General features: G+C 66.0%; 11 protein-coding genes. 4 read left to right on the plus strand and 7 right to left on the minus strand.

Features of this window, described 5'->3' with window-relative positions:
• Positions 1 to 178 precede the first annotated feature (178 nt).
• From DJ029_RS09295 to DJ029_RS09310, 4 genes are all read left to right on the plus strand, one after another.
• Positions 179 to 598, plus strand: coding sequence for a thiosulfate oxidation carrier protein SoxY (locus DJ029_RS09295; RefSeq protein ID WP_112322158.1), 420 nt, complete (start codon positions 179 to 181; stop codon positions 596 to 598).
• A gap of 24 nt (positions 599 to 622) precedes the next feature.
• The gene (gene soxZ, locus DJ029_RS09300) at positions 623 to 952 is read left to right on the plus strand and encodes a thiosulfate oxidation carrier complex protein SoxZ (protein ID WP_112322159.1); all 330 of its coding nucleotides are present in this window, start codon (positions 623 to 625) and stop codon (positions 950 to 952) included.
• A 182-nt stretch (positions 953 to 1,134) separates the two neighbouring features.
• The gene (locus tag DJ029_RS09305) at positions 1,135 to 1,839 is read left to right on the plus strand and encodes a c-type cytochrome (protein WP_112322160.1); all 705 of its coding nucleotides are present in this window, start codon (positions 1,135 to 1,137) and stop codon (positions 1,837 to 1,839) included.
• A 26-nt stretch (positions 1,840 to 1,865) separates the two neighbouring features.
• Positions 1,866 to 3,140, plus strand: coding sequence for an NAD(P)/FAD-dependent oxidoreductase (locus DJ029_RS09310; protein WP_112322161.1), 1,275 nt, complete (start codon positions 1,866 to 1,868; stop codon positions 3,138 to 3,140).
• A 178-nt stretch (positions 3,141 to 3,318) separates the two neighbouring features.
• On the opposite strand, the gene DJ029_RS09315 is transcribed toward DJ029_RS09310, so the two are convergent.
• The 7 genes from DJ029_RS09315 to DJ029_RS09345 form a co-directional block, all read right to left on the minus strand.
• Complete coding sequence (locus tag DJ029_RS09315) at positions 3,319 to 6,303, minus strand: hypothetical protein (RefSeq protein ID WP_198671109.1); 2,985 nt, start codon at positions 6,301 to 6,303, stop codon at positions 3,319 to 3,321.
• Positions 6,304 to 6,541: 238 nt separating this feature from the next.
• Positions 6,542 to 7,621, minus strand: coding sequence for an N-acetylglucosamine-6-phosphate deacetylase (locus tag DJ029_RS09320; RefSeq protein ID WP_112322163.1), 1,080 nt, complete (start codon positions 7,619 to 7,621; stop codon positions 6,542 to 6,544).
• On the minus strand, positions 7,621 to 8,898 hold the full coding sequence (locus DJ029_RS09325; protein ID WP_112322164.1) for a class II D-tagatose-bisphosphate aldolase non-catalytic subunit: 1,278 nt from the start codon (positions 8,896 to 8,898) through the stop codon (positions 7,621 to 7,623). Before DJ029_RS09325 ends, DJ029_RS09320 begins: the two co-directional genes overlap by 1 nt.
• Complete coding sequence (locus DJ029_RS09330) at positions 8,895 to 9,839, minus strand: ROK family protein (protein WP_112322165.1); 945 nt, start codon at positions 9,837 to 9,839, stop codon at positions 8,895 to 8,897. Before DJ029_RS09330 ends, DJ029_RS09325 begins: the two co-directional genes overlap by 4 nt.
• The gene (locus tag DJ029_RS09335; protein ID WP_112322166.1) at positions 9,820 to 10,905 is read right to left on the minus strand and encodes an SIS domain-containing protein; all 1,086 of its coding nucleotides are present in this window, start codon (positions 10,903 to 10,905) and stop codon (positions 9,820 to 9,822) included. The genes DJ029_RS09330 and DJ029_RS09335 overlap by 20 nt, the downstream gene beginning before the upstream one ends.
• Entirely contained in the window at positions 10,902 to 11,777 is an 876-nt protein-coding gene (locus DJ029_RS09340; protein WP_198671110.1) for a transcriptional regulator, read from the minus strand. The genes DJ029_RS09335 and DJ029_RS09340 overlap by 4 nt, the downstream gene beginning before the upstream one ends.
• A gap of 177 nt (positions 11,778 to 11,954) precedes the next feature.
• Positions 11,955 to 12,917, minus strand: coding sequence for a hypothetical protein (locus tag DJ029_RS09345; protein ID WP_112322532.1), 963 nt, complete (start codon positions 12,915 to 12,917; stop codon positions 11,955 to 11,957).
• Positions 12,918 to 12,924 lie beyond the last annotated feature (7 nt).

Here is a 12,924-nt window from a genome sequence, read left to right on the forward strand (position 1 = left end):
TAAAGGGCCCTCCGGCGGGGGCCCGGTCCCGGAAAACGACGGACCCGAGGGCGCGGAATTCGTCAAAGGGGTGGATTTTCCACCTAAGGTTGGGTTTATCTGTTTTCGGTGGGTTGAGGACAGGGTGCCCCACTCGACGGCCCCGAAACGCGACCGAACAACCAGTCTGGAGCACGACATGGAACTGACCCGGAGGAAAATTCTGGCAATCGGCTCGGGGACCCTGGCCCTCGCCGGGTTGCCCGGGCTTCCGGCCTTCGCGAATCCGGCGCAGGAGGCGATCGCCCTTCTGACCGGCGGCGCCGAGATCGGCGAGGGCGGCGTCACCCTGACCCTGCCCGAGATGGCGGCGGACGGCGGCACCGTCCCGCTGGAGGTCAGCGCGCCGGGCGCGGTGTCGATCGCGATCTTCGCCGAGCGCAACCCAGAGCCGGGCGTGGTGACCTTCACCTTCGGCCCCCTCAGCGGCTCGCGCAGCGTGTCGACGCGCATCCGGCTGGCCGAGACACAGGAAGTCACCGCGCTCGCGACGATGGAGGACGGGTCCTTCCAGATGGCGAAGGCGCATGTGGATGTAACCGTCGGCGGCTGCGGCTGATGCGCCGGGACGAGGAGTAGCGACATGGCGACAGAATTGAAAACCCGCGTGAAGGTCCCGAGCAGCGCCTCGGCGGGCGAGGTGGTCACCATCAAGGCCATGATCACCCACCCGATGGAGAACGGCCGGCGCAAGGACAGCGAGGGCAACACCATCCCGCGCTCGATCATCAACCGGCTCGTGGTCGACTTCAACGGCCAGAACGTCATCGACGTCGCCCTTGAGCCGTCGGTTTCCCGAAACCCCTATTTCCAGTTCGACGCCGTGGTGCCTGAATCCGGCGAATTCAAGTTTACCTGGTACGACGACGAAGGCTCGGTCCATGAAACGGCCCGGCCCGTGACCGTCACCTAGGACGGTGCGGCCCGCCCGGAAGAAAGACCGTATCCGGGGGGGCATTTCCCAAGTGTACAGTTCCCAGTGACCCCGAAATAGTACATGAAGGTCAAGATGTTGGCCTTCCCCCGGGGCTGAATACGGAACAGGACGCGGACGCAGCTGCCGCGCGCCTCACAAGAGTTGGAGAACAGTCGATCATGCGTTTGGCGTGCCTTTCCCTGTCGGTGGCGGCCTCAGTGCTGTGCACCACAGTCGCGGCCGATACCTTCGGTGACCCCGTGGCCGGGGAAGTGGTCTTTGCGAATTGCAAGGCGTGCCACAAGGTCGGGCCAGAGGCGGGCAACGGGATCGGGCCGCATCTGAACGGCCTGTTCGGGCGGGCCGCCGCCGGGCTTGAGGGGTTCCGCTATTCCCGAAGCCTTCAGCGGGCCGGATCGAACGGGCTGGAATGGCACGCGGACACGCTCGACGCGTTCCTTGAGGATCCGCGCGGCTATGCCTCCGGCACCCGGATGAGCTTTCGCGGGCTCAAGGATCAGGAAGAAAGGCTCGACGTGATCGCCTACCTGCGGGGGTTCTCGGCCGATCCTGCGAATTTCCCCGAGGCGGACCCAACCGCGACCGCGACGGACCACGACATCGACCCCGAGATCCTCGCGATCGAGGGGGACGCGGAATACGGCGAATATCTCAGCAGCGAATGCACCACCTGCCACCGCGCGGACGGGGGGGATGACGGCATTCCATCCATCGTTCTGTGGCCGGAACAGGACTTTAAGATCGCCTTGCAAGCCTATAAGAACGAACAGCGCAGCCACCCGGTCATGCAGATGATTGCCAGGCGGTTGAACGATGAGGAAATTGCCGCGCTGGCGGCATATTTTGGTAGCCTCGAGAATTGAGGCGCAACAGGTAGGAGAAACCTATAATGACGATGAACAGACGTATGTTCCTTGGCACAACGGCGGCCGCATCGGCTGTCTTGTCTGCGCCATCGGTTCTGGCGGACGGACACGCGAAACCCCGCGTTGTGGTCATCGGCGGCGGTGCGGGCGGTGCGACCGCGGCGCGCTACATCGCCAAGGACAGCGAAGGCGCGATCGATGTCACGCTGATTGAGCCGTCCAAGGCGTACTACACCTGTTTCTTCTCCAACCTCTACCTCGGCGGGTTCAAGGATATCGAGGATATCGGCCACAGCTACGGCGGGCTTGCCGCGACTGGCGTGAACGTCATCCATGACTGGGCCGTGGGCGTTGACCGCGACACAAAGACGGTGACCCTGGCCGGTGGCGACACCGTTGCCTATGACAAGCTGATCCTCAGCCCGGGCATCGACTTCGTCGAAGGCGCGGTCGAGGGCTGGGACATCTCGGCGCAGAACGCCATGCCCCACGCCTTCAAGGCCGGGTCGCAGACCGAACTGCTGAAAGCCCAGCTGATGGCCATGCCCGAGGGCGGAACCTTCGCCATGGTGGCCCCGCCCAACCCCTACCGCTGCCCCCCGGGCCCCTATGAGCGGGTGTCGATGGTCGCGCACTACCTGAAGGCCAACAACCCCACCGCCAAGATCCTGATCGCGGATCCCAAGCCCAGCTTCTCCAAGCAGGGGCTGTTCGAGGAAGGCTGGAACACCTACTACGCAGGGATGATCGACCGGATCGGCCCCGATTTCGGCGGCGCGAACGTCAGCGTCGATCCGGCGGCCATGACGCTCAGCATCGATGGCGAGGTCACGAACGTCGATGTCTGCAACGTCATCCCCGCGATGAAGGCGGGCCGCATCGCCGAGCTGGCCGGTGTGACGGACGGCAACTGGGCCCCGGTCAATGCGGCGGACATGTCCACCAAGGCGGACCCGGATGTCTACGTGCTGGGCGATTCCGCGCAGCAGGGCGATATGCCGAAGTCCGGCTTCTCGGCCAACAGCCAGGCGAAGGTCTGCGCGAACGCGGTGCGCGGCGCGCTGACCGGCTCGCGCGTGTTCCCGGCCAAGTTCGCGAACACCTGCTGGTCGCTGATCGCCACCGATGACGGCGTAAAGGTCGGCGCGACCTATGAAGCCACCGACGAGAAGATCGCCAAGGTCGACGGGTTCGTATCCACCACCGGTGAAAGCGCCGAGATCCGCAAGGCGACCTACGAAGAGTCCGAGGGCTGGTACACCGGCATCACCTCCGACATGTTCGGCAACGCCGTTTAAGTAAGGCCCCTCCTGGCCGGCTTGCCCGGCCGGGAGGGATCCCCAGGTTGGGGACTGGAACGAAAAACGCCGCGCGGGCTGTAAAGGCCCGGCGGCGTTTTCCGTTTCGACATGATCCAGCGGCCGGGAATGGCCACCGCCCCCCGCAACAGCTGCGGGGGGCGGTTCTGGCCTAGACTCAGGGCAGTTTCGCGCTGTCGCCCTGTACCCTCATCTTCCAGTTCTCGATCAGCGTGCCTTCCGTCTTGAGGCGGCTGGCAAGGTAGTAGAGGCGCTGCGTTGCCGGCCCGTCGGGTGCCGTTTCAAAGCGCTGCTTGAGGTAGTAGGGCGGGATCGCCTGGGAATAGAGCGTGGCCGACACGGTCACGTCCGCCGGATCCACCCCTTCGGGCAGGGCGATCCGATAGGTCAGCTCATCCTTGCCCTGTTTCAGACCCTCGTCGTTTTCCGCCCGGCCTTCGGGCATGGTCGCCTTCATGAAGGCTGCGGTGACTTCGGAATCGCCGAAACGCTTCCTGAACGCCTCGGTCCCCGGCTCTGCCGCCCCCCAGGGCAACAGGCGGTTGTCCTTGGGGTGATAGACGCGGTGCACGAAGCTGGTGGTGAACTCCTTCTTCGCGTTCTGCGTCAATTCTTCGTAGATCTGCACCTGGGTCTGGTCGTCGATCACATCGTGGTGGGGCTGGTAAAGCGCTTCCGTCGCGCCTTCCGGGACAACGTCGAGGAACTCTGTCAGGAGCGGCTGACCATCCGGGCCGATGATGACCCCGGCCCCGTTCGTGCAGCCCGAGCACCAGAGCTGCGCGCCGCTGGCATCGGTCACGCGCACCTCAAGGAACGCACGGCGGAACCCGACGCCGGAGGGCAGGCGGTGGCCGGTCTTGTTGTCCACGCTGACAACCGCTTCCAACGTGCCGTTCGCTTCGCTCAGGCTTTCGATCTTGACGTCGGCCGTTTCGTCCCGCGCCTGGATTGCCATGGTGTCGAGCGCCAGCTGCGCGCCGGTCGTGGCGTAGGTCATCGGATCCCTGGCGCCGAGGCCCATCTCCTCGTCGAACTGGGACAGCATTTCGACCATGAAGGCGTTCAGCCCCACGAAGTTGTGGCGCTTGTAGTCGTCGCGGAAGGGCACGTCGATTTCGTCACGCGGCAGGATATTGGGCACCGCTGGCAAGTTGGCGTCCTGGATTGTCGCGATCTGGGTGACCACCTGGTCGATGCTGATATCCCCGTCGGGGGTTTGGAAGTTGCTCTTCATGTGGCAGTCCTGACAGGACTGCGCGGTCGCTTCATCCGCAAACTCGCTGTTCTGCCATTCCAGGAAGGTCGCCTGTTCCACCGAATGCTGGAACCCGGCAAGGGGCTCGCGGTATGTGGCGCCATACTGGTCCGCCAGGAACTTCACCGCGTTCGCCGCGGCCTGGTTCAGGATCGCCTGTTCCCCGTCGGTAAAGCCGGGCAGGGGTATATCCGTGGCCGCGTCCACATTGGGCAGGTTGATCGTGTGGCAGGTGCCGCACATCTCGCTGTCCTTGATGTAGTCGTTGTGCACGGGGGTGATGCCCATGGCGTTCTGCATGGGTTTCTGGCGCACATCCGAATAGGGGCCCATCAGTTCATTCGCCTTGTTCAGGCGGAACACCCCCGTGGTGGAATTCATCAGGTAGGTGTCCAGCTTGTTGTAGTCCGGCTGCCCCTCGGCCTGCTCGGGCGGGGCGATGTGGTGGCAGACGGCGCAGGAAATCCCCTCGCGCGCGAGGTTGCCGTACTCGTGGTAATCATAGGTGCCGTCGGCGATCTGCTGGTCCTTTTCCACTTGTGTCAGCGGTTCGTGCAGCAGCGTGTATTCGGGTTTGAAGACATCGCCGTTCAGCCCAAGCTCGGGGGACGCATGCGCATCGATCTGAAGCTGGCGTTGGCCCATCGCGCCGTGGCAGGACAGGCACGTCGTGCCGAGGTTGTCCGACAGTTCCCCCGCACCAGCCTGCTCCAGCAGCGCGAACTCGGACTCCAGCTGAGCGAAGAAGATCGGGTCGCGCCCGGCCAGGCCCATCGGCGACCAGCGCCATTCCCCGTATTGCGAGATGTTGAACCCCTCGCCATATCCCGGGCCGTCCTGGATGAACATCGTCACGCCGGAGGGCGCGCCGCCAAGGCCGCCATGACAGCCGACGCAATTGTCCGACGTCAGGAAGTGCTGAGTGTCGTCGGGCCGCGCAGGCACGCGATCCAGCCATTCGCTGGGCAACGCCTGAAGGTTCGTGCGGGTCACGTCGATCCCGTCCTTGGGGGGGAAGGTCGCGGCGAACGCGGCGTTCACCTCCGTAGGCGAGGCGGTGGCTGCCGCCACATGCGCCGCGCGTATCGACGCCGGGTCATGGGCGTCAGCCAGGTAGGTTTCGATCATAGCGGTCAGGTCTGCGCCGAGGCCCGGCTTCTGCTCGTTCGGCAGGTCGCGCCAGCTTTCATCGACCCGAAAGGTCAGCGGATCGCCGGGATAGCCTTCGATGTTTTCCAGCGCGGAGAAGATCAGCTCCTCGGCCGCGGATGCATGGCAGCGCATGCACATCCCGTCGCCCCCGGCGCCAAGCGGCGGGCTAAAGGGCGGTTCGAACGTGTCGATGGCGGGCTTGCGCGCGGCCATGTCGTCCTTGTCCGCGAAATAGACCGAGCCGAAGAACCAGCCGCCATGGGAAAGCGTGCTGTCCTTGACCATCACGGTCCAGTTCAGGCCGCCCTGCTCATAGGCATACTCGGCCATTTCCTCGGCTACCCTGGAGGGGTCGTCCTTGTACTGCTCTTCCAGTATCGCGCGGTGTTCGTCGTATTGCGCCGCCGGGGGGGACGCCATTTCCTTGATGACGATGGCGCCATCGGGAATGTCGCCTTCGCGCCCGCCCTCAAGCCAGGTGATGATTTCGGGGGAGTAGAACATGCGCACGGCCGGGTGGATGCCGAAGCTCATGTTGAAGACGAAGGGCCCCGTGTCGCGCCAGGCCTTGTCCTGCGCCCAGCCAAGGTCGACATAGGCGCGATTGGCGACCCAGGGGAACAACACCTTTTCGTAGTCAACAAGGGGCAGACTGCCCGGCAGCGGCAGGTCCGCGTCCTGTGCGGTTTGGGTAGATTGGGATGGCTCGTCTGATGCAACGGTACTGGCCAATGGCAGCAATACACTCACTATCAGGGCAATAAATCCAAATCTACGCATAGACTAACTCCAATTGAAAATATGGCGCACCATTCCACCAAAAGGCGATCAAATAAACCTGAGAAGACGGAATTCATCTTAATAATCAATGAAGTTTACGCGACCTGTTGCAGAGGTGCCGCGCGATCGCTTTGGTGGATTTGGAGTCCGGCTACTAAAATGGCGGCTGGGTGGCCAGCGCTGAGACGGGTCAGCCCTTGAAAATATGAAGCGTGTCCAGCCGGCTGCCGACAATCCCCTGTCGGGGCAGGCCCATCAGCTCGCGCGGGGTAACGGTGGCGGCTCCCAGGGCCTCCTCCACGCTGACGCCGGCAATGTCGATCAGCCGGCGGACCGAGGTCGCAAGGTCGATATGCGCCCCGGCGAGGGAGCCGGAGGCATTCACCAGCTTGCCCTGCTGGACGCGGATCGTTTCTCCATACAGCTCGAAGGACTCCGGGCCGGCGATCGTGGACATGGCGTCCGATACCAGCACCATGCGCCCCGCGACGGGGCGGGCCTTCCAGGCCAGCCGGATCATGCGGCCATCCACGTGGTACCCGTCCGCGATCAACCCGCAGTAGGCGGTGGAGTTGATCGCGGCGGCGATGATCCCCGGCGCGCGGGATGTCATTTGCGGCATCCCGTTGAACAGATGCGTGAACGCTGCCAGCCCCTCGGCCAGGGCGGCGTCGGTCTGCTCGGCGCTGGCCGCGCTGTGGCCCGCGGAGACGGTGACGCCCATCCGCGCCAGGTCGGCGATGGTGCCGGGCTTCAGCGTTTCGGGGGCCACCGTCAGAAGCACCGGCAGATCGCGGCGGCGCAGCTTTTCCAGCAGTCCCCGCGTGCGCTGATCGAAGGGGCGGATCCGCGCCGGGTCATGGGTGCCCTTGTGGGCCGGGTTTATATGCGGCCCCTCGATATGGATGCCGAGCACGCCATTGCGGCCACGCTCGGCCAGAACCGCCTCCGCCGCGCGCTCGGTCACATCGGGATGGTCGGTGATCACCGTGGGCAGCAGAAAGGCGGTTCCGACCGAGTTATGCGCCTCTGCGATGCGGCGCACACCCTCTGGCGTCTGGTCATTGTTCAGCATGACGCCGCCGCCGCCGTTGACCTGCACATCGAACAGGCCGGGGGCGAGAGTGCCGTCCATGGGCTCCGGCGTGCAGCCCTCGGGCAGGTCCGCGGTGGGGAGCATTTGCACGACCGTGTCCGCCTCAACCGCGATGGCCACGTTTTCGTGCAGCCTGTCCCCGTCGAACACGGCGTGGGGGCGGAGCCAGCGCATCAGTCGGCCTCGAACAGGTAGGGGGCGAGCGCTTCCTGGATCTGGGCCCAGACAAGGGCGCGGGCCCAGCCGCCGGCGTCCGCCTCAAGCGATTCTGCGCGGGCCGCGACGGAATGTGCGAAGTACTGCTGGACAAGGGGGGCGGGCACGGGTCGGTCCAGTGCCGCGAACAGGCCCGCGACGGCGGTCTGCGCGTGTGGCTCCGGCCAGTAATAGCGGATCCGGTCCGCATAGCCGAAGTGGCGTTGCAGGCGCAGCGCCTCCGCGTCCCCATCATAGTGCTTTTGCCAGTGGACGGGGTTGTCCAGCATCTGGCGTTCCATCGCGTCGCTGACGTCGGACCCGCTGCGCGTACTGTCGAGCCATGCGGACAAGCCATCCAGCGCGTAGAGTGCCTGCCGGTAGGCAAAGGTCAACGCCGGGCCGACCTTGTGTACCGCGAAATGCCGCCGCGCCAGTTCGGGATAGACCGGGTCGTGCTGGTAATCGGTGGAATGCGCCTCGAACGCGATGCCGGGCCAATCGGCCAGCGCAGCGGACAGGTGATCGGGCGCGGCCATGTCGAAACGGTCGATATGGGTCGGCGCGAACTCCAGCCCCGGCTGCACCACCAGCCCGACGACGCGGGCCCATGCCGCCTCAAGCCCCAGCGCCTGGAAGGCGACGTGGTGGCGCTCAAGCGTGTGGCGCGCATGCTCTGGGCGGGTGGGGGCGATGGTCTGCCCGGCTTCCTCGACCCTGGCACCGCCGGGCGGGGGCACCTCGGTTCCGACGATGTAGCATAGCTGCGAGGGGTCCGGCGCATGCGCTTCGCACACCGCGGCCAACTCGGCCGCACGGGCGGCGCTGACCGCGTCCCCGACCTGGGCGGGCTCGCCAGCGCAGCCTTCCGAGCAATCGAGGTGGATCTTGGTGAACCCCGCCTCGACATAGGCGCGCATCAGGGCGCGGGCGTGGGTCATGGCCGTTTCGGCATCCTGGCTGCGCCAGACCTGCGGGCCGAGGTGATCGCCCCCGAAGACGACCAGCGCGGGGTCAACGCCCAGATCACGGGCCATGTCCCGGACATAGGCGATGAAGGCGTCCGGCGTCATGCCGGTATAGCCGCCGAACTGGTTGACCTGGTTGCTGGTCGCTTCCACCAGGATCGGGCGGTTGCGGCTTTTGGCCAGCAGCAGGGCCGCGCTCAGCACATCCGGTTGCGCCGAACAGACGGAGGCAAGCGCGACGGCGCGTCCGGCGCGGTTCTGCGCCACGGTATCGGTAACGAGGCTCATGCAGAGACCCTTTCTTCAGCTTGCAGCGCCAGCAGGGCAGCCCCTCGGCCGCCGCTGCTGTCGCCAAATTCCGGCTTCAGGATCGCCGGCGGGCGCACGAAGGGCAGCGCGGCGCGTTCCAAAGCCTTCCCGAGGCGAATTTCAAGCCCGTCGATATTCGACAGCCCGCCGCCAAGGACGATGCAGTCGGGATCGATATGCAGCTGAATGGCGTGGATCAGGTCGGCGGCAAGGGCGGTCCAGACCTCCAGCACGCGGGCGTTGTCGGGATCCGCTGGCGTGGCGGCGATCTCAGGCGCGCTGCGCGTATTGCCGGTGAGCGCCTGGAACAGGCGCGCCATGCCGGTGCCGGAGATCAGCGTTTCCGTACAGCCCATGCGCCCGCAGCCGCATTGCACGAGCGGCAGGTCATGCTGGATCATCAACTGCGCGGGCAGGCCGTAGTGACCGATCTCTCCGGGCAGGCCGTTGTGGCCCAGAACCAGCTGGCCGTCCTGGCACAGGCCGCCACCGATCCCGGTGCCGAGGATCAGTCCGAACACCCGCGCATGGTTGCGCCCCGCGCCGCCGTTGGCCTCGGACAGGGTGAAGCACTTGCAATCGTTCGCCATGACGACGGTGCCCGTGACGCGGGTGGCCAGGTCGCGCGCCAGCGCCTCGCCATTCGCGACGAGGTTGGCGCAAAGCGACACGCCGGACTCCGGGTCCACCACGCCGGGCACGCCGATGCCCACGGGCAGCGCCACCGGCCCCGCCTGTTGCCTGAGCCAGGAAACCTCCTCCTCCAGGGCGGCAAGAAGGTCGGCGTAGCTGCTGCTGGGTGTCGGGCGGCGGCGGCTGGCAAGGGCGGTCATGGCGTCTGAGAACAGCGTCGCCTCGATCTTGGTGCCGCCGACGTCCAGCCCGATGGCCGCGGCCCGCTCAGGTGTAGAGACGGACATTGGACACCACGCGCGTCAGGTTGCGCCCCGCGAAGGGGTCGTCAACGTTCATATCCAGTGCCTTCGACCACGCGACCGACAGGCGCTGCGCGGGCAGAACGGCAACGGGGGTGGTCCAGGCATCCTCGAGCCCCGTATCGATCGCGATGTCGGGGGCGTCGGTGCCGGGCATGGGCTGGCCGATCGAGGTTACCGTGATGCCGGGGAACTGGGCGCGGATCTCTGTCACGATGTCCTGGTCGTATTTCCGGGTCAGCGCGTCTGAGGACAGGAAGACATAGACGGAGGTTGCGTCGTCGATCACGGCCTTCGGCCCATGGCGGAAGCCCAGGGTGCTGTCCCAGGCGGTGACCACGCGCCCCGCCGTCAATTCCAGGATCTTCAGCGCCGATTCCCGCGCCGTGCCCTTGAACGGGCCTGAGCCGAGGAAGACGGCCCGCCCCGGTAGCGCAGTGTCCATGTCCAGCGCCAGCAGGGCGCGGGCGCTCTCAGCCAGTTTGCCCATCCGCCCGGCCAGTTCGTCCAGCGGGGCGTCCGACAGGCAGGCGAGCGCGGTGATCAGCATCGTCGTGTAGCTGGAGGTCATCGCGAAACCCGCGTCATGGCAGGCGGGCGGCAGGGTGATGACCTGCGTCTCGCCCACTGCGGCGGGCGCGCGCTGGGCCAGAACACTGTCCTTGTTGCAGGTGATGTTCAGCCGGTCCGCATCCGGCGACAGGCGGTCCAGAAGGTTCAGCGTGCCGACGCTTTCCGAGCTGTTGCCGCTGCGCCCGAAGGACACGACCAGCGGGCGCGACCCGGGGCGGAAGAAGTCCCCGGGCCGGGCCACAAGGTCCGTCGTCGCCACGTTGCGCAGCGCGATGCCCTGATGTCGGTCAAGGGCGACGGCAAGGGAATCCGCGATGAAGGCCGAGGTGCCGGCCCCGCAGAGCCAGATCTCGTCCGGGGCGCGCGCGGCGATCCAGTCGCGGATCCGCGCGGCGATGGCCGGCAGGTCCGCGGACCATGCGTCCCATATGCCGGGCTGCGCGGCGATTTCGGTTTCGGTCCTGTAGTCCGTGGTCATGGGGTTTCCTTCCGGGGGGTGGCGGGGGGCGTGGCGTCGGCCAGCAGCAGGGTGGTGTCGGTCGCCTCGAACGCCGCATGCTGTTCCTGTGACAGGTTGGAGTCGGTGACGATGATATCCACGTCCGAGAGGTCGCAGATGTGGTGCAGGGCAGGGCTTCTGAGCTTGGTGGAATCGACCAGCACCACCACCCGCCGGCTGGCGCGGATCATCGCGCGGTTCAGATGCGCTTCCTCCTCGCCATAGGTGGACAGGCCGTGTTCCGGGTGCAGGCTGTCGGCGCCGATATAGGCGGTGTCGATGTTCATCTCGGCCAGGTTCGCCTCGGCCATGCGGCCCCCCAGCGCCATGGCCCCGGCGCGCAGGGTGCCGCCGGGCATGATCAGCCGGTGCTGATCGGACTGGCGCAGGATCAGCACGTTGTTCAGGCTGGTCGTCAGGATCGTCTTGCCGGGGGCCGAGGTCAGACAATCCGCCAGCCGCTGCAGCGTCGAGCCGGAGTCGAGCAGCAGCGTGCTGTCATCTGCGGTCAGGGCGGCGGCGCGCGCGGCGATGGCCTGTTTCGCGGCGCGGTTGACGGCCTGCTTGTCGCGCAGGCGCGGCTCAAGGGTCGCCGAAGCCGCCGCGTCGCTGGCCGCAAGCGACATGGCGAAGGCCAGCCGCAGGTCTGGCAGGCCCTGGTAGCCGTAGTGGCGCGCGAAGCGGATCAGCGTCGGCTCGCTGACCTGGATCCGCTGGGCGAGGACTCGCATGGGGCTGTTGATGAACTCTCCGGGGGTGGACATCACGAAGTCGGCGATCAGGCGGAACGCGCGGGACAGGGACTCCCGGTCGTCGCTGATCCGCTGAAGAATTGTCCCGCCTTCGGTCACGTGTCCCTCCACCTTCCGCGCAGAGAGTTTCACAAAACTACATAATGGGCAAGCCGGGTGTTTTCTGGATCGGGGTTTAAGAGCGGTTTCCCTCCAAGCCCGCCGCATTCTTGCGCGGTTTTTTGAAGATATGTTCGCAAAACTACGTTTCGCGGCGGCCAATGAACGCCCCGCCGCTCATTGGTGTGAGACGATGACCACGGTCCTGTCGTCGAAATACTCGTCACTGGTGGAGCCCTTCACCGTGGCGAAATGGCCGATCTTGTGAAAATCGGTTTCCTCCGCGCCGTGAAAGGCGGCTTCCCAGGCAGCGACGGACACGCCCTCGGGATGGTCGGGGTAGCCGTCCGAGAATATCTCGATGCTTTGCACCTGGCTTTTCGGCAGCGTCACCTCGAGCAGTTCCCCGCGCGTGGGCAGGTCCCCGTTCATCGTGTCAAAGCCGAGCGGCGTGTCGGTCCGGTTGGCGAAGTGGTACTGCACCTGGATGCCCCCGCGCAGGAAGTCGGTGATCTCCGGCGTCAGCTCGGGGATGGAGATCGCCGAGAGGGTCGTATCGATCACGGTTTGGGCGGTTTCCGTGTCCAGGGTCGCCTCTGCCACCGCATTGTCCAGCCCCAGCAGGATCGCGCGCCGGGTCATCCGCTCGATCCTGTCCAGGTCAGCGTCCCCGTCGCGGGCCCTGAGGTGCTTGAACACCGCCACCCGTGCATGGGTCGAGATGGAGTCGATGATCTTCTCGCGGTGGATCAGGTCGGTACCGTTTACCCGGATGCCGCTGTCGCCAAGGGCCAGGAAACGCCAGGTTTCCCCGCAGTCCAGCGCGAAGGCCAGCGTGGTCGAGGGCGGGATCGGCAGGTTCAGCTCCGCGGTATGTGCTTTCAGGGCTTCGGCCAGCCGGGCGATGATCTCACCCCCCGAAAGCCGCCGGGTGCCCGGTTCCAGCGCCAGGCGCAGCATTGCTTGTGAGACGGTCAGCGCCGCCAGCCGGCCCGCGCCGATCCCATCCACGATGGTGCCGCGCGGATCGGTCGCGCCGTCGAAGACGCCATAAAGCACCCCGGGCGCGACGACGGGCACATCGTCCCCGGGGCGCAGGCCATCCCGGAACTTCGAGACATTCAGGACTTCGGTTTTCATGGGCATG

The organism is Oceanibium sediminis (genome assembly GCF_003265325.1).
Classification (GTDB): domain Bacteria; phylum Pseudomonadota; class Alphaproteobacteria; order Rhodobacterales; family Rhodobacteraceae; genus Halovulum; species Halovulum sediminis.